A 23807-nucleotide genomic window follows, 5' to 3' on the forward strand; every position below is an offset into this window, starting at 1 on the left:
TAGATAAGATTTAAAAAAGATAAATTCCTATTCCAAATAAAAAGATCAAAAATAAGCTTCATAACCGATTTAGATAATGCTATAAATATCGTATAGCGAAATTGGATTTTATATTATGGAAGATATAACAAGAGAATCGATGGAGTTTGACGTCGTCATCATAGGCGCAGGCCCTGCGGGTCTTTCTGCTGCGATCAAAATCCGTCAACTTGCAATTGAAAACAACTTAAACGATTTGTCCGTTTGTGTCGTAGAAAAAGGCTCCGAAGTCGGTGCACATATTCTGTCTGGTGCGGTACTTGAACCGCGTGCCATGAACGAGCTGTTCCCGGACTGGAAAGAACAGGGTGCCCCGCTAAATGTCCCAGTGACTGAAGATAAAACCTTCTTCCTGCTGTCAGATGAAAAATCACAGGAAGCACCACACTGGATGGTACCTAAAACCATGCATAACGATGGCAACTATGTCATCTCGCTCGGCAACGTGGTGCGCTGGTTAGGCCAGAAAGCCGAAGAACTGGAAGTGTCGATCTTCCCAGGCTTTGCAGCCTCGGAAATTCTGTATCATGCCGATGGCACAGTCAAAGGCATCCAGACCGGTGACATGGGCATTGGTAAAGATGGCGAACCGACGCATAACTTTACCCCGGGTTATGAACTGCATGCCAAATACACGTTATTTGCTGAAGGTTGCCGCGGTCACTTAGGTAAGCGTTTAATCCAGAAGTTCAACCTGGACAAGGACGCTGATCCGCAACACTACGGTATCGGCATTAAGGAGTTGTGGGAAATCGATCCTGCCAAGCACAAACCGGGTCTGGTGATGCATGGTGCCGGTTGGCCACTTTCTGAAACCGGTTCTTCAGGTGGCTGGTGGTTGTACCATGCCGATAACAACCAGGTGACCTTGGGCATGATCGTGGATCTGTCTTACACCAACCCGCATATGTATCCATTCATGGAAATGCAGCGCTGGAAAACCCATCCGCTGATCAAGCAGTATCTGGAAGGCGGTAAGCGTATTTCTTATGGTGCCCGTGCTGTGACCAAAGGTGGTTTTAACTCACTACCAAAATTCACCTTCCCGGGTGGCTCTTTAATTGGTGATGATGCAGGCTTCCTGAACTTTGCCAAGATCAAAGGCTCACATACGGCGATGAAATCCGGCATGCTCTGCGGTGAAGCGGTGTTTGAAGCGATTGCTGCCGGTGTAGAAAAAGGCGGTGATCTGGCGGTGGCACGTGTTGTAGAGGGTGAAGATTTCTTTGTGAAAGAACTCACCGCATATACCGACAAGTTTAACAACAGCTGGCTAAAAGAAGAACTCTATAACTCGCGTAACTTTGGTCCGGCAATGCACAAGTTCGGTCAATGGATCGGGGGTGCCTTTAACTTTATCGACCAGAACGTATTTAAAGTGCCATTTACCCTGCACGATCTGGTTCAAGACCATGCGGCGCTAAAAACCCAGGCAGCTGAAAGCTTCAAGCCAAACTATCCAAAACCGGATGGCAAGCTGACCTTTGACCGTCTGTCTTCAGTGTTTGTCTCGAATACGGTCCATGAAGAAAACCAGCCAGCGCATTTAAAACTCACCGATGCCTCTATTCCGGTGGAAGTCAACCTGCCGACATGGGACGAGCCTGCACAGCGTTACTGCCCAGCGGGAGTCTATGAAATTATGGAAAATAATGACGGTTCCAAGCGTTTCCAGATCAATGCAGCCAACTGTGTACACTGCAAGACCTGTGACATCAAGGATCCGTCCCAGAACATCACCTGGGTGACACCGGAAGGTGGTGGTGGTCCGAATTACCCGAATATGTAAGGTAATTCCTGTGAATGAGAAAAATACATCTATTTCTCACATTCATATACCCACTCTTGAAGCAGTTAGTATTAACACTTCACTTTAATTTTTTAGGTAATCCCAGCTCCCTCGGGAGCTGGAATTAATAAGTTAGAATAGAAATAATAGAAAAGATTTTATAGCGTACTGGATATAAAAATGGCTTAACCAAAATGAGCTAAGCCATCTTTAAAATTTAAAACCAATGACGAAAAATTTTAGTCATTCATTAAGATTTTTGATTTGCTACAAACTTGGCGCGTGCTGCATGCAGTTTTTTATAGCTGTCAATTAAACGTAGATGACGGTCCAGCCCTTCAAGCTGCATGTTGGTTTCGGTCAAACCATAGAAACGAACTGTGCCTTCGATTGAACCGAGAACGGCATCCATACGGGCATCACCAAACATACGACGGAAGTTGTGTTCATAATCTTCCAGTTCCATTTCATTATCCAGAATGACTTCCAGAACGACATTCATGCACTGGTAGAACAGGCCACGTTCAACGGTATTGGTATTGAACTGCAGGAACTGCTCAACCAGATCTTTGGCTTCTTCAAATTGCTGCAAAGCCACATAAATCAGCAGTTTCAGTTCCAGAATCGTCAGTTGGCCCCATTCAGTATTTTCATCGAACTCGATACCGATCAAGGTTTTGATTTCGGTATAGTCATCCTCATCTGCCTCTTCCAGACGCTCAACCAGTGCTTCCAATTGTTCATCATCCAGACGGTGCAGATTCAGGATATCTTCACGATATAACAAAGCCTTGTTGGTATTGTCCCAAACCAGATCTTCTACCAGATAAATTTCCGAATAGCCCGGTACCAGAATACGGCAAGCTGTTGCACCTAGATGCTGATACACCGCCATATAAACTTCATGGCCCATGTCTTCCAGAATTGTGAATAATTCCTGAGCTTCATCCGCATTCGAGTTTTGACCGTTATTAGTGAAATCCCACTCGACAAAATCATAATCTGATTTCGCGCTGAAGAAACGCCAAGACACTACACCGCTCGAGTCGATGAAATGCTCGACGAAGTTATTTGGTTCAGTCACGGCATTACTGCTAAAGGTTGGTTTTGGCAGATCATTCAGACCTTCAAAACTACGGCCTTGTAAAAGTTCAGTCAGACTGCGTTCTAATGCTACTTCAAAGTTAGGATGGGCACCGAATGAGGCAAATACACCGCCGGTACGCGGGTTCATCAAGGTAACGCACATGACCGGGAACTGACCGCCTAGTGAAGCATCTTTGACCAGAACCGGGAAGCCCTGTTCTTCCAGACCTTTAATGCCTTCAACAATTTTTGGATATTTTGCCAGAACATGTTCAGGCACATCCGGTAGTGCCAGTTCACCTTCCAGAATTTCACGTTTTACCGCACGCTCAAAAATTTCAGACAGACATTGTACTTGCGCTTCAGCCAAGGTATTCCCGGCGCTCATCCCGTTACTTAAGTAAAGGTTTTCGATCAGATTTGATGGGAAATAAACGGTTTCACCATCAGACTGACGTACAAATGGCAATGAACAGATGCCACGTGCTTTATTACCAGAGTTGGTGTCGTAAAGATGGATACCCAATAATTCATCTTCAGGATCATAAATTTCACGGGTATGTTCATCTAAAACTTCTGCAGGTAGTTCGCCATTTGGACCTGGCTGGAACCATTTTTCATCTGGATAATGCACAAATTCTGCATTGGCAATATCTTCACCCCAGAACTGGTCATTATAGAAGAAGTTACAGTTCAGACGCTCAATAAATTCACCCAAAGCAGATGCCAGCGCACTTTCTTTGGTTGAGCCCTTACCATTGGTAAAACACATTGGCGACTGCGCATCACGGATATGTAACGACCACACATTCGGCACGATATTACGCCAAGACGCAATTTCAATCTTCATGCCAAGGCCTGCCAGAATTGCAGACATATTGGCAATGGTTTCTTCCAGCGGAAGGTCTTTACCTGGAATAAACGTACTGTTTTCAGAAGCCAGACTTGGCATTAACAAGGCTTGAGCATCCGCATCAATACTTTCCACTTCTTCAATGACAAATTCAGGACCGGTTTGAATGACTTTCTTGACGGTACAACGGTCTATCGAACGTAAAATTCCTTGGCGATCTTTTTCAGAAATATCAGCCGGCAGTTCCACCTGAATTTTAAAAATCTGTTTATAGCGGTTTTCAGGATCAACAATATTGTTTTGCGAAAGGCGGATATTATCAGTCGGAATGTCACGTGCCGCGCAATAGACTTTGACAAAATAAGCTGCACAAAGTGCCGACGACGCCAGAAAATAATCGAATGGGCCGGGTGCCGAACCATCGCCTTTATAGCGGATCGGCTGATCGGCAATCACCGTGAAGTCATCGAACTTGGCTTCCTGGCGAAGATTATCGAGATAATTGACCTTAATTTCCATGTGGATACCTAAATATTCTTATGTGCCGTCACGGACAGATAAGATGCTGAATCTGAATATACAAGCCGGTTCACGGAGGAGAACTTGAATGAAAAATAGAAAATGGTCAGGTTATGCCATTTGACGAAGTGTCTGGATAACGCTGCCGAGAATGGGCGCTATTATAGAATTATTTTATGAAATTGATAATATTTGTCTGAAATTCTGGCAGATTAAACCAGGTCCTCAGTCTTTCCTGAGCTGCCGGAGCATGAATCAACTTCAAGTCATGGCTTATACTATTAATCAAAGTTGCAGATAAGGCAGATTTTCACCCGCCTAGTCTGAATGATTTCATAATTTTAAAAATCATAACTCAGTGCAAATACTGCAAGATTACGCTGCTTGTCATCATAGCGGTCATAACCGCCAAAGATATATTCACCTGACACACTCAACTGCGGTAAAAGCGCATAACTGAGTCCGGCAGAAGCATAACGAAAGGCAAACTGCTTTTCGGTATCGCCCAGTTCACCGCCCTCATATTTGCCTTCATCGTTAAAATAGCTTCCTGCTGCTGTAATGCTGGCATTGAGACGATCATTCAACTGATGGTTCAGGTTAAGCGTATAAAAAGTATCGCCCTGATTGGCATAAGCCACATCATACAGATAGGTCGATACGCTGGCACCGATACTGGTTTGATCATTCAACGCACGACTTACATTTAAGCCCAACTCATTTCCAGTGGTGTTCTCACCGCCCGGATAATAATAGGTCGCATTCCATAAATCCCAGTCATAATTTTCGCTGCTATGAGTATAACCCAGCAGAAAATCATGCTCGAATTTGTCTGAACGATGTCCCGGACGCCCCTGCACTTCTGCATAAGAGTATCCAAGCGTAGATCCCCAATATCCAACATAAAAATTGCCATAAGCCAGATTCAATGCAGCCTGTACAGCAACGTCGTCATTTTCAGGTGCATTGGTCAAACCACGGGAGACGTACTTGGAGACCACACTCAAGTTTCCGCTTGCTTCTATTTTTTTTACTTCCGCATCATCAGCATAACAGTAAAAACTTGAAACAGCAGCACAGCCAAACAGCACTGTTTGATTGAATATTTTCATAAAGTATAAATGTATTAAGTAAAGCGGAGATAAAACCGAAAGCAGTCGAGGTTTTATCTCCGCTTTGGGACAAAATTGAAATTCGCTTTACTCCTGCTTTGCTAGGCGGCAGGAATAAAACCATAATTTAAACGCGAGGCGCCTTGTAAAAAGGTGCAGATGAAGGCGCAAGAGCAGGTTTGCCACGAATATGGTCTGCCAGTTTTTCAGCGATCATAATCGTAGTTGCATTGAGGTTACCGGTAATGATCAAAGGCATAATCGAGGCGTCAATCACACGCAACCCCTGCATTTCATGTACGCGTCCATAACCATCGACAACCGCCATGTCATCCTCACCCATTTTACAGCTACATGATGGATGATACGCGGTTTCTGCATGATTACGAACAAATTCATCAATTTCAGCATCTGTTTGTAGATGTTTTCCCGGACTGATTTCTTCACCACGATAGGGATCCAATGCCGGCTGATGCATAATTTCCCGGGTAATGCGGATGGCATCGCGGAATTCACGCCAGTCCTGCTCGGTACTCATATAATTAAACAGAATACTTGGATGCTCAAACGGGTCTTTGGATTTCAGACGAACACGGCCACGTGACGGCGAACGCATAGAGCCCACATGAGCCTGGAAGCCATGTTCATGAATGGCATTGGTGCCATTATAATTAATCGCTACAGGCAGGAAATGATACTGGATATTGGGCCATTCAAATTCGTCGGAAGAGCGGATAAAACCACCGGCTTCAAACTGGTTGCTGGCTCCAATACCTTTACCTAAAAATAACCATTCAGCGCCAATCATCGGCTGGTTATACCACTTGAGTGCCGGATATAAGCTAACCGGTCTTTTGCACTTATATTGCAGGTACATTTCCAGATGGTCCTGCAGATTTTCACCAACGCCTGGCAAATCCTGAACCACAGGAATATCCAGACTTTTTAACAGTTCGGCTGGACCTACACCGGAGCGTTGCAGGATTTGCGGTGAGGCAATCGCACCACCACATAATAAAACTTCACGATCCACAAAGACCTGAATCGGCTGTAAGGTATTTTGTCCTTCAAAATATTCCACACCAATCGCCTGATTGCGATTAAACAGAATTCGGTTGGTCATGGCATGGGTAATAATGGTGAGATTATCCCGGCCTTTGGCTATATCGAGATAACCACGTGCTGTACTGGAACGACGGCCTTGCGGCGTTACAGTACGGTCCATCGGCCCAAAACCTTCCTGCTGATAGCCATTCAGGTCATCAGTACGTGGATAACCGGCCTGTACACCTGCCTCGACCATGGCATGGAACAGTTCATTATTGCCATTTTTAGGTGTTGCGACCGAAACCGGTCCAGAATCACCATGATAATCATTGCCGCCAATATCGCGCGTTTCAGCTTTTTTATAATATGGCAGACATTCGGCATAGCTCCAGTGTTCAAGCCCCTTCAGGCTGGCCCACTGTTCCAGATCCATGGCATTACCGCGAATGTAGCACATGCCGTTAATTAACGAAGAACCACCCAAGCCTTTACCACGCCCGCATTCCATACGACGGTTATTCATATGTGGTTCGGGGTCGGTCAGATAGGCCCAGTTATAGCGTCGTCCCTGTAATGGATAAGCCAATGCAGCCGGCATTTGTGTTCTGAAGTCTAGACGGTAATCCGGCCCACCTGCCTCAAGTAATAGCACTTTAGTATCTGGATCTTCAGTTAAACGCGCTGCCAGAACATTACCCGCAGAACCTGCACCGATAATAATATAGTCGTAATTCATCAAATCCCCCTTATGCGCTGAATACAGACTGGAAAGGACTGAGTTCGACCTGAACCGATTTGGTCTGGGTGTAATGCTGTAAGGTCACAAGCCCATTTTCACGGCCAACACCTGAATGTTTATAACCACCAACCGGCATTTCTGCAGGTGATTCACCCCAGGTATTGATCCAGCAGATACCTGCTTCGACCTGATGAATAATTCGGTGTGCACGGGCTAAGTCTGGTGTGACGACACCTGCGGCCAGACCATAATCGGTATCATTGGCACGACGAATGGCTTCTTGCTCGGTGTCATAACTCAGGATGCTCATGACTGGACCGAAGATTTCTTCACGTACAATGGTCATGTCATCGCGGCAGTCGGTAAATACCGTTGGTAGCACATAAGCCCCTTGGGCAAACTGCCCATCCTCAGCACGACCGCCACCACATAATAGGCGTGCTCCTTCTATCTTGCCTTTTTCGATATAGCCCAGCACTTTTTCCATATGCTCAAAGCTGGAAACTGGACCGAAATTGGTTTCAGAGTCTAAAGGGTCACCCATACGGATATGTTCAACCCGCTGCAAAATCTTTTCTTCAAATGCTGCTTTCAATGCCAAAGGTACAAAAACACGAGTACCATTAGTACACACCTGACCAGAGCTATAGAAGTTGGCCATCATGGCAATATCAGCCGCTAGATCCAGATCGGCATCTTCACAGATAATCAGCGGAGACTTACCGCCCAGCTCCATAGTGACTTCTTTCAAACTAGAATTGGCAGCTTGCGCCATAACTTTTTTACCGGTAGAAACGCCACCAGTGAACGACACTTTGGCAATATCGGGATGCGAAGTCAGATAACCACCAATTTCACCACTGCCGGTAACCACATTAAAGACACCATGCGGTACACCGGCTTCAGTATAAATTTCTGCCAGTTTCAGCGCAGTTAAAGGCGTAACTTCACTGGCTTTGAAAATCATGGCATTGCCTGCTGCCAGTGCAGGTGCAGATTTCCATAAGGCGATTTGAATCGGGTAATTCCACGCACCAATCCCGGCAACCACACCCAAAGGTTCACGGCGGGTATAAACAAACGAACTGCTTCTGAGCGGGATTTGCTGGCCTTCTAATGCTGGCAAAATACCTGCATAGTATTCGAGTACATCTGCACCTGTCGCAATATCGACGGTGGATGTTTCACTGAAAGCTTTACCACTGTCGAGACTTTCTAAACGCGCCAGCTCATCATTACGTTCACGGAGGATGGCAACAGCCTTGTTCAAAATACGCGAACGTTGAATCGCCGTCATTTCTGCCCAGACTTTTTGTCCTTTCTGTGCCGATTCAACAGCGCGATCGATATCTTTTCGCGTACACACTTGCACGTCTGCCAGAACTTCGCCTGTTGCAGGATTAATCGTTTGAAACGTGCTATTGGACGTTGCATCGACATATTGTCCATGAATATAAGGACGTTGCAGTTTGAATGTTGTCAATGGAATTTCCTCGCAGGTGGGTTATTTGAGTTGTTGCCGGATATATTCACTACACAGTTCAATCGGCAGTTCCGGGTCAATTTCGCCATTTACCAAAGCACCTCTTAGCCAGAATCCGTCAATCAATGCTGCCAGACCTTGAGCGGATTTCTCTGCCTGGTCTTTACTCAACTTTTTCATGAATTCATATTTGAGATTGGAATGTAAACGGTAATGATTGATTTGCTGTAAACGGTGTAATTCAGGTTGGTGCAAACTGCTAGCCCAGAACGCCAACCAGACTTTCATGGCTGCTTTGTCCGTTTGTGGAGCAGCAAAATTACCGCGTACGATCGCCAGCAGGCGCTGCTCCGGTAAGTCATCAACCTGTATCTTTATCTGTGCAACAGATTTACCCAATTGCTGCAATAAGTAACGCATTGTGGCTTCAATCAGCCCATTTTTACCTTGAAAATAATGACTTATGATACCAGTTGAAACACCTGCCCTCTGAGCAATCTGACTAATTGACGCTTCTGCAAAACCTAGCTCATTCACTGCAGCTAAGGTGGCATCGATCAGTTGCTGACGACGGATCGGTTGCATACCAACTTTTGGCATAGGACTAACCTGAATAACGGATATAACAATAGAAAGCCACTCTGCTAAAAAATTAGCAGAATGAGGTAACAATTCATAAACGCTTTTTTAATTGAACGTTCAATTAATAAAAATTATAGTGCCAGCTCACCCTTGATGTACAGCGCAGTTTGTTTTGGATTTGCAAAAGTTTGTAATTCACGAAAACAAGGAAGCTTTACCGCAGGCTTTTGCTTTTAAATCACACTGCCCTGTAGATCATCCGGCAACAAAACGATGGTCATGGATTTATGCAAAAGAAAAATGAAGAGATGCGAGATGGTCTGAATAAAGTAGTTTTTTATTTTTCGGCGACACTTATTCTGCTGTTTTCTATCATCACCATTTTATTTAATGAACAAGCCAATCAAGTCATTATCAATATCTTAAACTGGGTTAGTCGTACCTTTAGCTGGTATTACCTGCTGGCGGCCACGCTGTATCTGGTTTTTATCGTCTTTATCGCCTGCTCACGTTATGGCGAGATTAAATTAGGCCCCAAACATTCCAAGCCAGAATTTAGCCTACTGAGTTGGTCGGCGATGCTATTTTCTGCCGGAATCGGGATTGACCTGATGTTTTTCTCGGTGGCGGAACCACTTTCCCATTATATGAATCCGCCTGTAGGCGAAGGTGAAACCTTTGAAGCTGCGCGCCAGTCCATGGTGTGGACCCTGTTTCACTACGGTTTAACCGGCTGGAGTATGTACGCGCTGATTGGGGTCGCCCTAGGTTATTTCAGTTACCGCTACAATTTACCGCTCACCATCCGATCAGCACTCTATCCTATTTTTGGAAAAAGAATTAATGGCCCGATCGGCCATACGGTGGATACGGCTGCAGTACTTGGCACAATTTTCGGTATTGCTACGACCTGCGGGATTGGCGTTGTGCAATTAAATTACGGCCTGCATGTATTGTTTGATTTACCAGAAAATATCTGGATTCAAACTGCACTCATCGCCGTTGCCGTGATTATTACTATTATTTCAGTCACTGCCGGTGTCAATAAAGGCATCCGAATCCTGTCTGAAATTAATATCTATGTTTCAATTGGGCTGCTGCTATTCATTCTGTTTGTAGGCAATACCGAGTTTTTATTAGCCGCCTTGATTCAGAATTTTGGTGACTATATCAGCCAGTTCCCGAAGCTTTCTTTAACCAGTTTTCCTTTTGAACAACCGAAAGAGTGGATGAATAGCTGGACCCTGTTCTTCTGGGCATGGTGGATCGCCTGGTCACCTTTTGTTGGTCTGTTCCTGGCCCGTATTTCCCGTGGTCGTACCATTCGCGAATTTGTCACCGGGACTTTGGTTATTCCTCTGTTATTTACCCTGACCTGGTTGTCTATTTTCGGTAACAGTGCTTTATACAGCGTGATTTTTGATGGTAATACTCAACTTGCTACGACAGTTTTAGAAAATCCGGCACATGGTTTTTATGATCTGCTGGCGCAGTATCCAGGCTTTATGTTTACTGCAGGTGTCGCCACCATTACCGGCTTACTGTTCTATGTGACCTCAGCGGACTCGGGGGCATTGGTATTGGGAAATTTCACGACCAAATTCACTAATATTGAGCATGATTCACCGCGCTGGCTGAGTGTGTTCTGGGCCATTGCCATCGGTTTGCTGACTTTGGCAATGCTCATGGCGAATGGCGTAACAGCATTACAGAACACCACGATTATTATGGGCCTGCCTTTTAGTTTCGTGATTTTCTTTGTGATGGCCGGACTGTATAAGTCCTTGCGTCTGGAGGATTTTCGGCAGGCCAGTACCAGTCTGAATGCTGCGCCTGTGGTCGGTAATGTGGATATCCTGAACTGGAAGAAGCGTCTGAGCCGGGTCATGCTGCATCCAAGCCTGCCCCAGACCCGGACCATGCTGGATAATGTTTGCAAACCAGCCATTGAGGCCGTTGCAACCGAGTTAATTGACAAAGGCATTCAAGTAAATATTCAGGAAAAATCGCTTGAGGAAGAACCTGAACTGTACCACCTGGATCTGACCATTCAGCTCGATGAAGAAGAAAACTTTGTCTATGAAATATGGCCGGTACGCTATGACACGCCAAATTTCAGTTCACGTGGTAAACGAACCAAACGTTATTACTATCGTCTGGAAAGTTATCTGTTTGAAGGCTCTCAGGGCAACGATCTGGTCGGTTATAGCAAGGAACAGGTGATCAATGACATCCTGGATAAATATGAACGCCATATGATGTATCTGCATATTAACCGGATCAGCCCAGGTAAACGTCCGCTGTTCCCGGACCGTGAAATCTAGGATATCTCAACTACGGAAGGACTGAATGATGTCAGAAAGTTTGAATGCATTTGCCCTGTTTTTCTCACTGCTCAACCCTTTTCTGATGAGTATTTATATGCTCGGAATTATCCGTAATTCCGACGCAAAAGTATTCAACATGGCATTGATTCAGGGCAGTCTGATCAGCTTTATTGTGTTCATCATTTTTGCAAAAACCGGTGAAGCCTTCTTTAATGAAGTCTTGCATGTACGGTTTGAGTCCTTCCAGATTTTTGGCGGTATTATTTTTCTGGTGATTGGCTATCGTTATGTCTTTGAAGGTGCTGATACGATTGGTGTGATGCGTGGAGCGCCCAGTCATCTGGCGGGTACGATTGCCATGCCGTTTATGATCGGTCCCGGCACCATTTCGGCTTCCGTGATTACCGGGATTCAGCTCAGTTTAATGCAAACCATTCTGGTGATCTTCTTTACCCTGTTTCTGACCTGTAGCTTGCTAATTCTGATGAAATACCTGCATGATCATTTACAGCATAAATATTCCAACTACATTGACCTGTATGTCGATATTGTCGGTCGTGTTGCAGCGCTTCTGATTGGTACGATTGCCATTGATATGATTGTGACAGGCGTTACCGGAATTTTAGAAACCTGATCAATCATTTTAATGGGTAAATAAAAAGAGCGGTTTTTACCGCTCTTTTTTTTGATTTTAAAAATTAAAATTTAAATGACACACCGGCATAAGTAGAAAAACCTTCACCCGGCGAAGAACGAGCTTCATCTTTCCCACCGTCGTTAAGGCCTGGAATCACGACCGCAGCATATTTCTCATCGGTGATATTTTTAAAGTTGATCCAGATTTTCCATGATTGATGTTCTGGTGCATAACCTAAGTCAATGCCCCAAATCTGATAGTCGTCACTGAAACGGCTATTGGCATAATCATGCGCCATTTTGGATGCATATTCAGTATTCAGACCAATATAGAGGCCATTATTCAAAGCATAACTCAGTTGAGCCTGATACAGATGTTTAGGGATTCCTGGCAACTGGTTCTTGCCAAACAATGGATCATTTTTATACTGGAAATCGCTAAGCGTATAAGCCTGTTGCAGACGCAGCTCGCCATATCGGGATTCATGCAATGGCGTATCCAGGCTTAGCTCCACCCCTTGATGAATCGTTGGCGTCGCATTTTCTTCTACACCGATTCTTTCCTTTGGTGTATTGGGATCAACAGTATCTCCATAATCCTTAATCATTTCAGAGGTTAACAGTTCATTTTTTACTTTAGAATAATAGTAGCTCAGTGCCCAGTCTCCAAAGCCCGATTGTCCACGTCCGCCCAGTTCAAAGCTATTGGCGGTTTGCGTGTCCAAATAGATTGGCGCACGCACTCGATTTGATGCAGCTCCATTGTCTTTAGGATAATAATAAGGTGAAGACCATGCCATCGCCCAAGGATGTGCCGGCTCAATACTGCGGCTTAAATTGGCAAACCATTGCACAGAGTCATTCGGCTGATAGGTCAACCCAAGTCGTGGTGCAAAATTCCATTCATAACGACTGACTTTAGGATCTACCTCAGGACCTGAATCTGGGTCGGGAAGAATATTTGCATAAGTAACTTCACTTTCCCGATGGGTATACACAGCTGCCAATCCCAGATCTAATTTGAACTGATCATTTAATGTAGTTTCCTGATCAAATTGCAGCACGTTGTCTGAACCACGATAGGTATAGCGGCGGGTAACTGTGTCTACCGGATACGTTTGATTACCAATTTCTGTATTAAATCTTAAAGTTTCAGTAACCCCACTGTCCGGGCGATGAGTGGTGCTACGCAAGGCAATACGCCCCTGATGCTCCAGACCTAGAAACTGATAAGGCCTTTCATACTGGAAGCGCGCTGTAATATCTTCATAATCGACATTAGTACGATAACTGCTTTCACGTAAATCCAGCGGATAATGATGATAAGCCAGACTGCCGGTCAGTTTAGCATCATCCTGTAAATTCCAGGTCGTAGTATTGGCCAACCAGGTACTGCCTGGCTGAATCCGTTTGGCATCTACCGCTAAATTAAAGCTATTCGCTGCTTCAGGATCATTTTTGAGCTGTTCTTGCGTAATACGACCTGGAGTTAAATGCTTGCTCTCACGGTAACGGGCATAAAAACGGGTTTCGATATCCGGACTAATTTGATAGCCCAAATTAAAAGCCAGACCTTTGCCATCGCCTTCAGCATGATCCTGAATCCCATCGAACTGGGTACCCGTCAGCGCCAAATAATAATCCATCTGATCCAGCTTTCGGCCGGTACTAAACTGATATTTCTGATAACCATGACTGCCCATTTCATATTTGAGTTCAGAGCCATCCTGATCAGCGCCAGTCTTGGATTTATAGTTGATTGTTCCACCTAAGGCCAGTCCACCCTGTTTAAAGCCATTGGCTCCGCGATAGACGCCGACATGATCAATCCACCAGGGTTCTAGCAGTTCATACGCTGTACCACCCGGTCCGGTAAATGGAATATCATCAATCAGGACGTGCGTACCGGATGCGTGTGCACCTGAAGTCCGGTTGATTCCTGAGCCACGGATCGATATTTTTGCACCTTCATTCCCTGCAGACTGGGCATAAATTCCTGGCTGTAAACGGAACACATCGGCTGTGGTTGCAAGTCGCTGCTGTTCTAATTGCTGCTCACCAATGAAATTCGTTCCTCCTGAAACCTGAGCCAGCTCTTTCTGATATTGCTGCTGCGGATTGGCATTTTGCTCAGCGCTGATCACAATAGTATTCAGCTGTTGAACATTGTCCGGTTCTACGGCAGTTTCAGCATAAAGATGACCTGAGACAATCGACAGAATCATGAGGCTCAGCGGGCTTTTCTTGAGAGGAATTTTTGTCATGTGCATGGCGATTTTATACAGTCCTGTATAAGTGATTCCGTTTTATGAGAGGAAATCAGTTTAAAAATTATGCTGTAGCATAGATCAACATTGTTATTTTCAGGAGTTATTTTCTGCCAAAAAATTGACTGATCAGCGTATGTTTTTTCATTTTATTTAATCTTTTTATTAAAAATCAACTTGCAAGATCAAAACCACATCCTCACAAGTTCCAAGAACTTAATTTTTAAGTAACTGATATTTAATAATATGTAATTTAATTCTGCACAGATGTATTTCCACCTGGCAAAATGTGATAAGTAGAAAAATTTATAATCGACCAAACCAGTTCTTTAATTTCGAAAGTTGGCCGAAGTTGTATATTTTCTGATTTAAAGTAGACAAGATTAACCTCATCACCTTATAGAAAAATTGAAATCCTTGAGAGAAAAACAATCAATTTTTAAAAATCCTGACGATGCAGGATTTTTAAAAATAACGGACTAAATATATTTAACTATTCGCAAATTAGCTGTAATAGACCTGTCTTTTCTTGGAAAACCGATCCAGCTGTTTCAAGAAGCCTTCAAAATAATCTTTCTGTTTTTCTTCTGTGCGATAGCCGGCGTATAAAGTTCGACGTAAGCCTTCAGGCGCCACACAGTCGAGGCGGCGTGAAGTGACCCAGCCTTTCCGCTCATATTCATTTACCACCCAATCAGGTAATGCACCAATCCCGCGACCACTTGCCACCAGCTGAATCAGCATTTGGGTCAAGTCGGTGGTACGAATGGCTTTTGGTAGAATATTAGCGGGAATAAACAAACGCGACATGATGTCCAAACGGTGTTTATCCACCGGATAAGTCACCAGCGTTTCTTCAGCAAGTTCCTGAACAGTAATCTCTTTCGCACGTACCAGCGGATGGGTATTGGATAAAACCAAGCGTGATTCGTATTCGAAAATCGGAAAATATTCAATGCCTTTGAGCGCAATCGGATCAGCCGTAATCAGCAGATCAAACTCTCCGGTTTGTAATAATTCATGCGGATTCGATTCAAAACCTGAAGCAAAGTCTAAGTCTACATCCGGATATTGCATCCGGTATTGATTAAGTAGCGGCATCAACCAGTCAAAACAGCTATGACATTCAGAGGAAAAAACAATTCGTCCGGTCTGACCATGCACAATTCGGCTGATATCACTCTGTGCAATTTGAACTTGCGGTAATATTTCATCTGCCAGTTTTAGCAACCGCTCCCCAACATTTGAAAAACTGACGGGACGACTACGCCGATTGACCACTTCGACGCCAAACCATTGGTCGAGTTCACGTAGCTGATGTGACAAGGCCGATGGGGTTAAACATAAATCACTTGCTGCTGCAACCAGAGAACCATGTTCCCGCAGAGCAGTTAAAGTTCTTAAATGGCGAAGTTCTATCATGGAAAATACCAGAAATTTCAAAAGACGGATGACACTTGATCTGTCTTAAGCATAACTCATTTCTCTTATTTTATTTAGTTTTTCTCATTTTTAAATCATAATAATGAGATATATTCACCTATTGGGTTTGTAGGTTTGAATTGCTATTCCCTTAATTTTTATTAATTTAATTTTATTGATTAAATTAATTTTATTAAATTTGTCTATAAAATAGCGCTTAAATTTACAGCAGCAACAAGATAGAAAACTAACTTCGGTATAAAAGTCACAGAATAATTTTGCTCAATTCATACAATAAAAAGTAGAAAATATTTTAGAGGATGAAAGACTATGTCCAATCCAACCGACCGAAATGATGATGAACTCACTGAAGAGCAACTTGATCCGCAAGAAAAACAGGATCGCGAGATCCAGCGAGGTCAATTAGGTCTTCATGATCCACAGCGACAACGTGATCAACTGCGTCAGGAAAGACAGGACGAAGAACAGAATCAATAAATTTTTCAAGGATTCAAAAATACAAAAACTCCCCGTTCTTAAAAATGGATGGGGAGTTTTTTTTCAGTATTAAAAAGTTAGGGACTAGTTTTCGCATCACAACATCTTATACATCTGATCTAATCTGAACAGCTCACCTTCTTGGATGAGTGCTATTTTACTATTTCGTTTCTGTAGAGGCTTTTGCTTGTAGGGACTGCGCTTGTATTTCTGCCGTTTTTTTCTTGGCCTGAATTTGTGCCGCTATTTCCTGATTTTTCTCAGCAAAACGCAAGCCACCATCTCCGGCGAGACTGGTTTGGCTCATCACCATACTGCTGCTCAAGATTAAAATCAGCTTAAAAAATTGAATTTTCATGTCTCATCTGCCTTTTTATTCTAATGGTATTAAAAATAAGCAATTATTATTCCAATGTTTTTATGCTTACTTAGATTTTAACTGCACTTTCTATTTTATAGGGATAATCTTCGAAAACACAGAGTCAATCATCGTAAAAATAGAAAAATCTGCAATAAGAATAAATAGATATTTTGACTACATCTCAGCTCAAATCACATCTGATTTTTTACTTCAGTCAAAAAAAATCGTTCAACAGCTTATTTGGATTATTTTCATTGGCTAAAATATAGTGCAAACACCCAGAGCAATAACAAAAAAAGAATCGCTGTGCAGCATTTCCAGAAAGTGACTGGATGCTTTTCAAGCATAGGACGTGAAACTGATTTTTTAAATTTAAGATCTGGATATTTCAGATCATATATAAAGGCCGAAAGTGCTTCATAGCGCTGCTCTGGACGAATGGAAAGCGCTTTTTTAAAGATTGCATCCAGGCCATGTGGCAGATCCGGTCGATACTCATAGAGAGGATGATATCGAACCTGCTTTAAGGCCTTTTCGGTCTTGCAGTGCGCGAGGTCTGTCCCATAAGGTAATTGTCGGGTCAATGAATAATAACTCATCACCGCCAGCGAGAACTGATCTGATTTTACTGAGGGCGAGTGTCCAATAAAATACTCAGGTGCCATAAAGGCCAGAGTTCCCAAAGGAACGTCTGCATGTTTGGGATTCAGTTCAACCAGACCTCTGACCGCTGTCGATCCATAATCAATCAGTTTCACTTTTAAAGCATCAGCAGGTTCAAGCAGCATGACATTTTCTGGCCGTACATCCTGGTGCAGCATTTCAAGACGGTGCATGGCATTCAGTGCCTTGGCCACCTGTTCAATGGTGGGAAGCAACTGCTGTAAAGTTAAAGCAGTTTTTTGACGATGCAGCCAGCGACTTAGGCTTTCCCCTTGCAAGTATTCATAACTTTGAAATAAAAATTTCTTGCTGCCCTTATGTGGATAGCCTTGCATTAGATTTTCATGTTTTAAGCGTTTCGATACCCATTCTTCTAACTGAAATTGTTCTACGGCTTTGGGATCATCCTGCACATCGACAGACAAGGTTTTAATGACCAACTGATTTTGTGTCGCTTCATCATGCGCCAAATAGAGGCTGCTGCGATGATTTTGGTGCAGGATTTTATCAATCCGATAACCTTCAAACAGATCACCATGACTTAGCTGTTGTGGAAATAAAACATGACTTTTAATCTGGAAGTATTTTTCCTCTGGTAGTTGATCCACTTTAATGATTTGAATGGTGAGATTGTCATCACTGCCCCGTTTAAAGGCTAGCTCGACTATAGACTTGGCAATGATATCCAGATGTTGTTGCTGTTGAAGCAGATCTGATATGAGCTGCATATCAATAAACTCATAGACACCATCTGTCATCAAGATAAAGAAATCATCTTCACATAATTCAAGCTGCTGATAATCGACATCGATACGATGGTCGGCACCCAGTGCACGACTTAAATAATGTTCTGTTGATGACAGGCAAACGCGGTGATCAGCCGTCAACTGTTCAATGGCTTGTGCCTGAATTCGATAAATCCGACTGTCGCCAGCATGAAAGATATGTGCCCTATTTTGTTTTAAAATCAGTGCACTAAAGGTGCAGACATAACCTTGGTCTTTATCAAAACGCCCGCGGCTTTGCTGGGTTTGTGCATAGAGCCAGGAATTAGTCGCACGAATAACCCGTGCCGCTGAAGTTTGAGTACTCCATGCATCCGAAGTCGAATAATAATCCGATAAAAAACTGCTGACTGCAGTTTCTGCTGCAATATGGCTGACATTGCTGCTACTGATCCCGTCTGCAATTGCACAGGCAATGCCCTTACTGCTAAGCGCGTGGCCTTCAGGAATATAGACCCCATGGAAATCCTGATTCTGTGCTTTGATTCCAGCGGAAGAATATTGCCCGATGCTGATCTTTAATTTTTTATTCATTTTAAATACTCAAAAAGGGATCGAATTGATCCCTTTAATCTCAAGACATAAATCATCATGCTCAGATTAGAATTCTTTTTTATCGCCAGTACGTACATGCGTGGTATAGAGCGCCAGACCTGTCAGTGCCAGACCACCCACTAAATTACCCAGTGCCACCGGTAATTCATTCCACAAGAAATAGTCTGTAATCGAGAAATCACCACCCATCATCATGGCAAATGGGAACAGGAACATATTCACCACTGAATGTTCAAAGCCCATGGCGAAAAACAGCATGATTGGCATCCACATCGCGATAAATTTTCCGCTGACTGTGGTTGACATCATGGCGCCAATTACCCCGAGTGACACCATCCAGTTACACAGCATGCCGCGGATAAAAATCGTCATCCAGCCAGCAAAACCATATTCGGCATAGCCCAAAGTCCGGTCCTCACCAATATGGGCAATTTTCACCCCGACCGCATTCGGTTCAGCTGCGAAACCCATGGTATAGACTGCGGCCATCAACACTGCCACGGTTAAACATCCGGCAAAGTTACCTAAAAAAACCAGTCCCCAGTTTTTTAAAATACGGGCCCACGTCACCCCAGGACGTTTGTCTAACCAGGCTAATGGAGTCAAAACAAATACCCCGGTCAGCAGGTCATAGCCTAATAGATACAACATGCAGAAACCGACTGGAAATAGCAGCGCACCGATCAGTGGCACCCCTGTTTGTACCGCAATCGTCACGGCAAATACTGCTGCCAGCGCCAGAATTGCGCCTGCCATAAACGCACGAATTAAAACATCACGCGTGGCCATATGAAGTTTTGCCTCACCAGCATCGACCACTTTTTTTGCAAACTCTGCAGGAGCAAGATAAGCCATATTTTTATCCCCTTTATATAAATTACTTGCCTGTTTGCAAATAAAAAACGCCTAAGGTCTATTTCAACCCTAGGCGTCTTTGCCTTGCATTATTCAAACAGATCAATTGTGTCATGGCGCCGTTGCCATATTTAATATAGATAAAAGCAAATAGCATGCCATTTATTTTAAATGGCTAATAAAAATCCTATAAATTATTTTAAAATTTCATCCTTATAATTATATTGGCACAATCTCTGCATTATCTATAGCGGTCATTTTTTAAATATAGCTATTGGAGAAGATTATGATTAGCCATCGTCAACAAGTGACAGACATGATTATTTCAGCGAAAGTTTTAAAGTCTATCAAATGGGCAGATGTCGCTGAAACAATAGGCCTTTCTAAAGAATGGGTGACAGCCGCATGTTTGGGTCAGATGGCTTTTAATAAAGAACAGGCAGAAAAAATTGGTGAAATATTTGGATTGACTGATGAAGCCATCGCCTGGTTGCAAATCGTACCCTATAAAGGTTCTCTGCCAACTAGCGTGCCGACAGATCCGCTGATTTATCGCTGGTATGAGGTTGTCAGCGTCTATGGTATGACTATTAAAGAACTGATCCATGAAGAATTTGGTGATGGAATTATGAGTGCAATTGATTTCAATATGGATATTCAACGCGAGAATAATCCAAATGGTGATCGGGTCAATGTGGTCTTATCCGGTAAATTCTTACCTTATAAAACTTATTAATTTTTTCTTTTCCCTAAAAAGCCATCGAATTGATGGCTTTTTATTTTTATAACCCCATCGCTTATTTACACTTTGCATTAAAATAATTATGCTTATTCAATTATCTTAATTCATCTAAAATCAAAAATTATATTTTAATCTATAATTTATTATTTTTATAACAAGCCTATTCTTTATTTTTCCCTATAAAAAATTTCATAAAAATATATTGAATAACATTTAATCAATCGAATTGACATTTTTCATAAATCAAAAAATTATCATTATCTTTATCATCAAACAGATATTAAAATCTCTTCTCGTTCTGGATTAATAAGCACTGTTTCATCGTAATTAAAAATGATTAGTTAAAGCACTCTAATTTTAGTAATTTTGATTTGAGCTATTGAATGCAAAAAGAAGGATCTTCCGATCCTTCTTATATTCAAAATCGTGTTCAGTCCTATTGCTGAGCCTCAGCCATATGACGTTCATTCACAGCCTGCTCATATAAACGCTGTTCTTTTTCTTTATGCTCTACAGAGAAACGGATCATCAATACACAACTTGCAGCAATCACCACCAAGCCACCCAGTACCATCAAAGTGGTTTGAATATCCAGCATGCCTTTTAACAGGAAACCCGCAGCCACCGCGCCGACATTGCCACCTGCTCCAATAATACCGGCCACACCGCCCAAGGCATCACGGTCGATAAAAGGCACCAGTGCATAGGTAGCGCCACATGCCATATGGGTAAACAAGGCAAATATAGTCATCGCCATGATCGCCAAGGTCGCGCTGTTCATTTGCGAAAATAGAATAAGAAACAGACCTTCCAGCATGATCAAGGCAAACAGGACTTTGGTTCGACCATCCAGACCTTTTTGAATCGCAACTTTGTCTGAAACAATGCCACCCAAGGCACGGGCAAACAATGCCAGTAAACCAAAAATCCCGGCAGCCATGCCTGCTTCTTTTAGGCCAAACTGGAAGTTGTCGACAAAGTACAAGGCAATAATGTTATGGATGAAAATTTCAATACCAAAACAGGCTGCATAAGCTCCAAACAAAATCCACACACGGTAGTTACGTGCGGCATGCATCAGAATGGCAAGACCACCTTTTTTATCGCTACCGACAGAAATACCTTGCGCACGAAGTTCTTTAAAATTGCCTTGTGGACAGTCTTGGGTGAATTTCCAGTACAGTACACCGACAATGATCATCAGAATGCCCGGCACCAGAAGCGCAATTCTCCATCCCATCGCCTGTTCTACACCGAACATGACCAAAGCAGCCAGCATTAAAGGCATCAGGGCTTGGGTCGCACCGCCACCGGCATTCCCCCAACCTGCTGTAGTTGCATTTGCCGTTCCCACCACATTCGGCGCAAACATGATGCTGGTATGATATTGGGTGATGACAAAACTGGCACCGATGGCGCCAATCAATAAACGGAAAAACAAGAAAGATTCATAACTGTTGGCCGACGCCACACCAAACACCGGAATACTGCCAATAATCAATAAGGCGGTATAGGTTTTACGCGGACCGTATTTATCACACAGCGGCCCCACGATCAGACGCACCAGAATGGTAATGGCGACTGCGGCAATATTGATATTGGCGATCTGCTCTTTGGTCAGGCTGAATTCACCGGCAATGACAGGCATTAAAGGTGCACAGGCAAACCATGCAAAGAAACAGACAAAAAAAGCGAGCCAACTCATATGGAAGGCCCGCATCGCTGAACTACTGAAGTTAAATAGACTTATTTTTGTTGCTTTATTGAGACTTGTATTTGAAGACATAGCCATTTCCTTACCAGAACTGAACGTATTTAAGTCACTATGATGCCGAGGCATATCAGTAACGATCAGAACGGACGTCATTGGCCGTCATACAAATGTAGAGTCTTCTTTGACTTTAATCAGATATATGCATAGGTCATGCCAGATTATTTTTAAAATAAAATAAGATACTGTTTTATATAAAATAATTTATATTTAAGCTCTTAAATTAGACTTTTCTTTCTTAAAAATAGAGAGAAAAATAGATATCTTCTGAGAAATTATGAGCAAAACAGCGATAGGATGACCTGCCCGGAGTCATTGCTGGTTTAAATCGGTGCAGGGCTGGATCAAATAATTTTTCCCTTTTCAAAATGCAGCAGTTGTGCCTGTAAATACGCCACTTCATCTACATGATGAGTCACATAAATCATGGGTAAATCTGTTTGATGAATCACAATTTTCAGAAAAGGTAAAATCTGGTTTTTCAGCTTTTGATCCAGTCCATTTAAAGGCTCATCCAAAAGTAATAGGTCGGGAGAAGATAAAAGTGCACGACCGATAGAAACGCGCTGTGCCTGTCCACCAGAAAGCTGATGCGCCCGATGCCGAAGTAGTGGCTTTAATTCGAGTAACTCCACAATGTCTTCAAACGTAAATTTCTGCTGACCTTTATTTTTTATATTTAGCTGTTCTGCATATTTCAAATTCTGCATGACATTCAGATGCGGAAACAGTAGGGCTTGCTGAAAAATCAGGGCAATTTTTCTTTGATGAACAGGAATATTCAGTTTCTGCTGATGATCAAATAATATTTTTTGCTGAAAATGAATAAAGCCTTGTGATGGTTTTAATAGCCCTGCAATATTTTTTAAAAAGGTGCTTTTCCCACTTCCTGAGGCTCCCACAATACCAATCAATTGTGTCTGCATATCCAGACTGGCCTGTAGCTGGAAATTTGCGTAATTAAACTGAAAATCACACTTCAGCATCTTAGCCCTCCAATTTACGTTGATACTTCTGCATGATCCAGTAATTTGCAATCAAGGCAGAAAAAGCCAAAATCAGAGATAAAATGACCAGACGCATGGCCATGCTTTCTCCATCAGGCTGCTGTAACAGACTATAAATGGCGATGGGAATCGTGCGGGTTTCTTCTGGAATATTGCCAACAAAGGTAATGGTGGCACCAAATTCTCCCAGACTGCGGCTGAAACATAAAATGCTACCGATTAAAATTCCAGGCAAAGCCAGAGGCAGGCTAATGCTACAGAATACCCGCCATGGTGTGGCGCCCAAAGATCCTGCCACCTGTTCTAACTGCCGGTTGACCATTTGAAAAGACAAGCGAATTGGTTGAACCATTAAAGGAAATGCCACAATCATTGCTGCCAGTACCGCACCTTTCCAGTTAAATATCAGCTGAATTCCCCATTTATGTAGATATTGCCCCAGCATCCCCTGATGACCAAACAGCAGGAGCAGAAGATACCCCAGTACCACCGGCGGTAGCACCATGGGCATCTGCAATATCGCCTCTACAAGAAATTTGGCCCTGAATTCATAACGCGCCAGTAACCATGCTACGGCGATAGCAAATGGCAGACACACCGCTGTGGCAAAGCCCGCTACTTTGGCTGAAAGCGCTAAGGCACTCAGTTCTTCTGGTGTAAGCATGAGCA

General features: G+C 43.2%; 18 protein-coding genes. 5 read left to right on the plus strand and 13 right to left on the minus strand.

All coding sequences use genetic code 11. The annotated features are described in order from the left end of the window. The first annotated feature begins 115 nt into the window (after positions 1-115). On the plus strand, positions 116-1828 hold the full coding sequence (locus tag FTT86_RS05040) for an electron transfer flavoprotein-ubiquinone oxidoreductase (RefSeq protein WP_180180725.1): 1713 nt from the start codon (positions 116-118) through the stop codon (positions 1826-1828). 250 nt (positions 1829-2078) lie between these two features. Here the strand turns inward: FTT86_RS05040 and FTT86_RS05045 are convergent, their stop codons facing one another. The 5 genes from FTT86_RS05045 to betI all read right to left on the minus strand — a co-directional run bounded on the left by FTT86_RS05045 (position 2079) and on the right by betI (position 9267). After that, positions 2079-4286, minus strand: a complete 2208-nt coding sequence (locus FTT86_RS05045; RefSeq protein ID WP_180180726.1) for an OsmC domain/YcaO domain-containing protein — start codon at positions 4284-4286, stop codon at positions 2079-2081. A 341-nt stretch (positions 4287-4627) separates the two neighbouring features. After that, entirely contained in the window at positions 4628-5398 is a 771-nt protein-coding gene (locus tag FTT86_RS05050; RefSeq protein WP_180180727.1) for a hypothetical protein, read from the minus strand. Positions 5399-5525: 127 nt separating this feature from the next. Next, the gene (betA, locus tag FTT86_RS05055; RefSeq protein WP_180180728.1) at positions 5526-7181 is read right to left on the minus strand and encodes a choline dehydrogenase; all 1656 of its coding nucleotides are present in this window, start codon (positions 7179-7181) and stop codon (positions 5526-5528) included. Between the two features lie 10 nt (positions 7182-7191). Further along, positions 7192-8667 (minus strand): betaine-aldehyde dehydrogenase, encoded by a 1476-nt coding sequence (gene betB, locus FTT86_RS05060; protein ID WP_180180729.1) that lies wholly within the window; start codon positions 8665-8667, stop codon positions 7192-7194. Positions 8668-8688: 21 nt separating this feature from the next. Beyond that, positions 8689-9267 (minus strand): transcriptional regulator BetI, encoded by a 579-nt coding sequence (gene betI, locus FTT86_RS05065; protein ID WP_005106923.1) that lies wholly within the window; start codon positions 9265-9267, stop codon positions 8689-8691. A gap of 269 nt (positions 9268-9536) precedes the next feature. Between betI and FTT86_RS05070 the strand changes: the two genes are divergently transcribed. After that, positions 9537-11573, plus strand: coding sequence for a choline transporter (locus tag FTT86_RS05070; RefSeq protein WP_180180730.1), 2037 nt, complete (start codon positions 9537-9539; stop codon positions 11571-11573). Between the two features lie 28 nt (positions 11574-11601). Beyond that, positions 11602-12210 carry a MarC family protein gene (locus tag FTT86_RS05075; protein ID WP_004646981.1) on the plus strand — a complete coding sequence of 203 codons (609 nt, stop codon included), beginning with the start codon at positions 11602-11604 and terminating at the stop codon, positions 12208-12210. Positions 12211-12274: 64 nt separating this feature from the next. On the opposite strand, the gene FTT86_RS05080 is transcribed toward FTT86_RS05075, so the two are convergent. After that, positions 12275-14482, minus strand: coding sequence for a TonB-dependent receptor domain-containing protein (locus FTT86_RS05080; protein ID WP_005096922.1), 2208 nt, complete (start codon positions 14480-14482; stop codon positions 12275-12277). Between the two features lie 501 nt (positions 14483-14983). After that, positions 14984-15901, minus strand: coding sequence for a LysR family transcriptional regulator (locus FTT86_RS05085; protein ID WP_180180731.1), 918 nt, complete (start codon positions 15899-15901; stop codon positions 14984-14986). 330 nt (positions 15902-16231) lie between these two features. Here FTT86_RS05085 and FTT86_RS05090 point away from each other — a divergent pair, with 330 nt between their 5' ends. Next, entirely contained in the window at positions 16232-16399 is a 168-nt protein-coding gene (locus FTT86_RS05090; RefSeq protein ID WP_005100295.1) for a hypothetical protein, read from the plus strand. A gap of 160 nt (positions 16400-16559) precedes the next feature. Here the strand turns inward: FTT86_RS05090 and FTT86_RS05095 are convergent, their stop codons facing one another. The 3 genes from FTT86_RS05095 to FTT86_RS05105 form a co-directional block, all read right to left on the minus strand. Continuing rightward, positions 16560-16757: a hypothetical protein gene (locus tag FTT86_RS05095; protein ID WP_004646985.1), complete on the minus strand. Its 198-nt coding sequence runs from the start codon at positions 16755-16757 to the stop codon at positions 16560-16562. Positions 16758-17011: 254 nt separating this feature from the next. Further along, positions 17012-18742 (minus strand): bifunctional protein-serine/threonine kinase/phosphatase, encoded by a 1731-nt coding sequence (locus tag FTT86_RS05100; protein ID WP_180180732.1) that lies wholly within the window; start codon positions 18740-18742, stop codon positions 17012-17014. A gap of 66 nt (positions 18743-18808) precedes the next feature. Beyond that, entirely contained in the window at positions 18809-19618 is an 810-nt protein-coding gene (locus FTT86_RS05105) for a formate/nitrite transporter family protein (RefSeq protein WP_004280337.1), read from the minus strand. Between the two features lie 286 nt (positions 19619-19904). Between FTT86_RS05105 and cynS the strand changes: the two genes are divergently transcribed. After that, positions 19905-20354: a cyanase gene (cynS, locus tag FTT86_RS05110; RefSeq protein WP_004280338.1), complete on the plus strand. Its 450-nt coding sequence runs from the start codon at positions 19905-19907 to the stop codon at positions 20352-20354. Positions 20355-20796: 442 nt separating this feature from the next. Here cynS and FTT86_RS05115 read toward each other — a convergent pair whose 3' ends face one another. From FTT86_RS05115 to modB, 3 genes are all read right to left on the minus strand, one after another. Next, positions 20797-22146, minus strand: a complete 1350-nt coding sequence (locus FTT86_RS05115; RefSeq protein ID WP_180180733.1) for an MFS transporter — start codon at positions 22144-22146, stop codon at positions 20797-20799. Positions 22147-22475: 329 nt separating this feature from the next. Beyond that, positions 22476-23117, minus strand: a complete 642-nt coding sequence (locus FTT86_RS05120) for an ATP-binding cassette domain-containing protein (RefSeq protein ID WP_005096928.1) — start codon at positions 23115-23117, stop codon at positions 22476-22478. A 1-nt stretch (position 23118) separates the two neighbouring features. Beyond that, a complete protein-coding gene (gene modB / locus FTT86_RS05125; RefSeq protein ID WP_180180734.1) occupies positions 23119-23802 on the minus strand; it encodes a molybdate ABC transporter permease subunit in 684 nt (227 codons plus the stop codon). Positions 23803-23807 lie beyond the last annotated feature (5 nt).

Source organism: Acinetobacter sp. YH01021 (assembly GCF_013420255.1).
Classification (GTDB): domain Bacteria; phylum Pseudomonadota; class Gammaproteobacteria; order Pseudomonadales; family Moraxellaceae; genus Acinetobacter.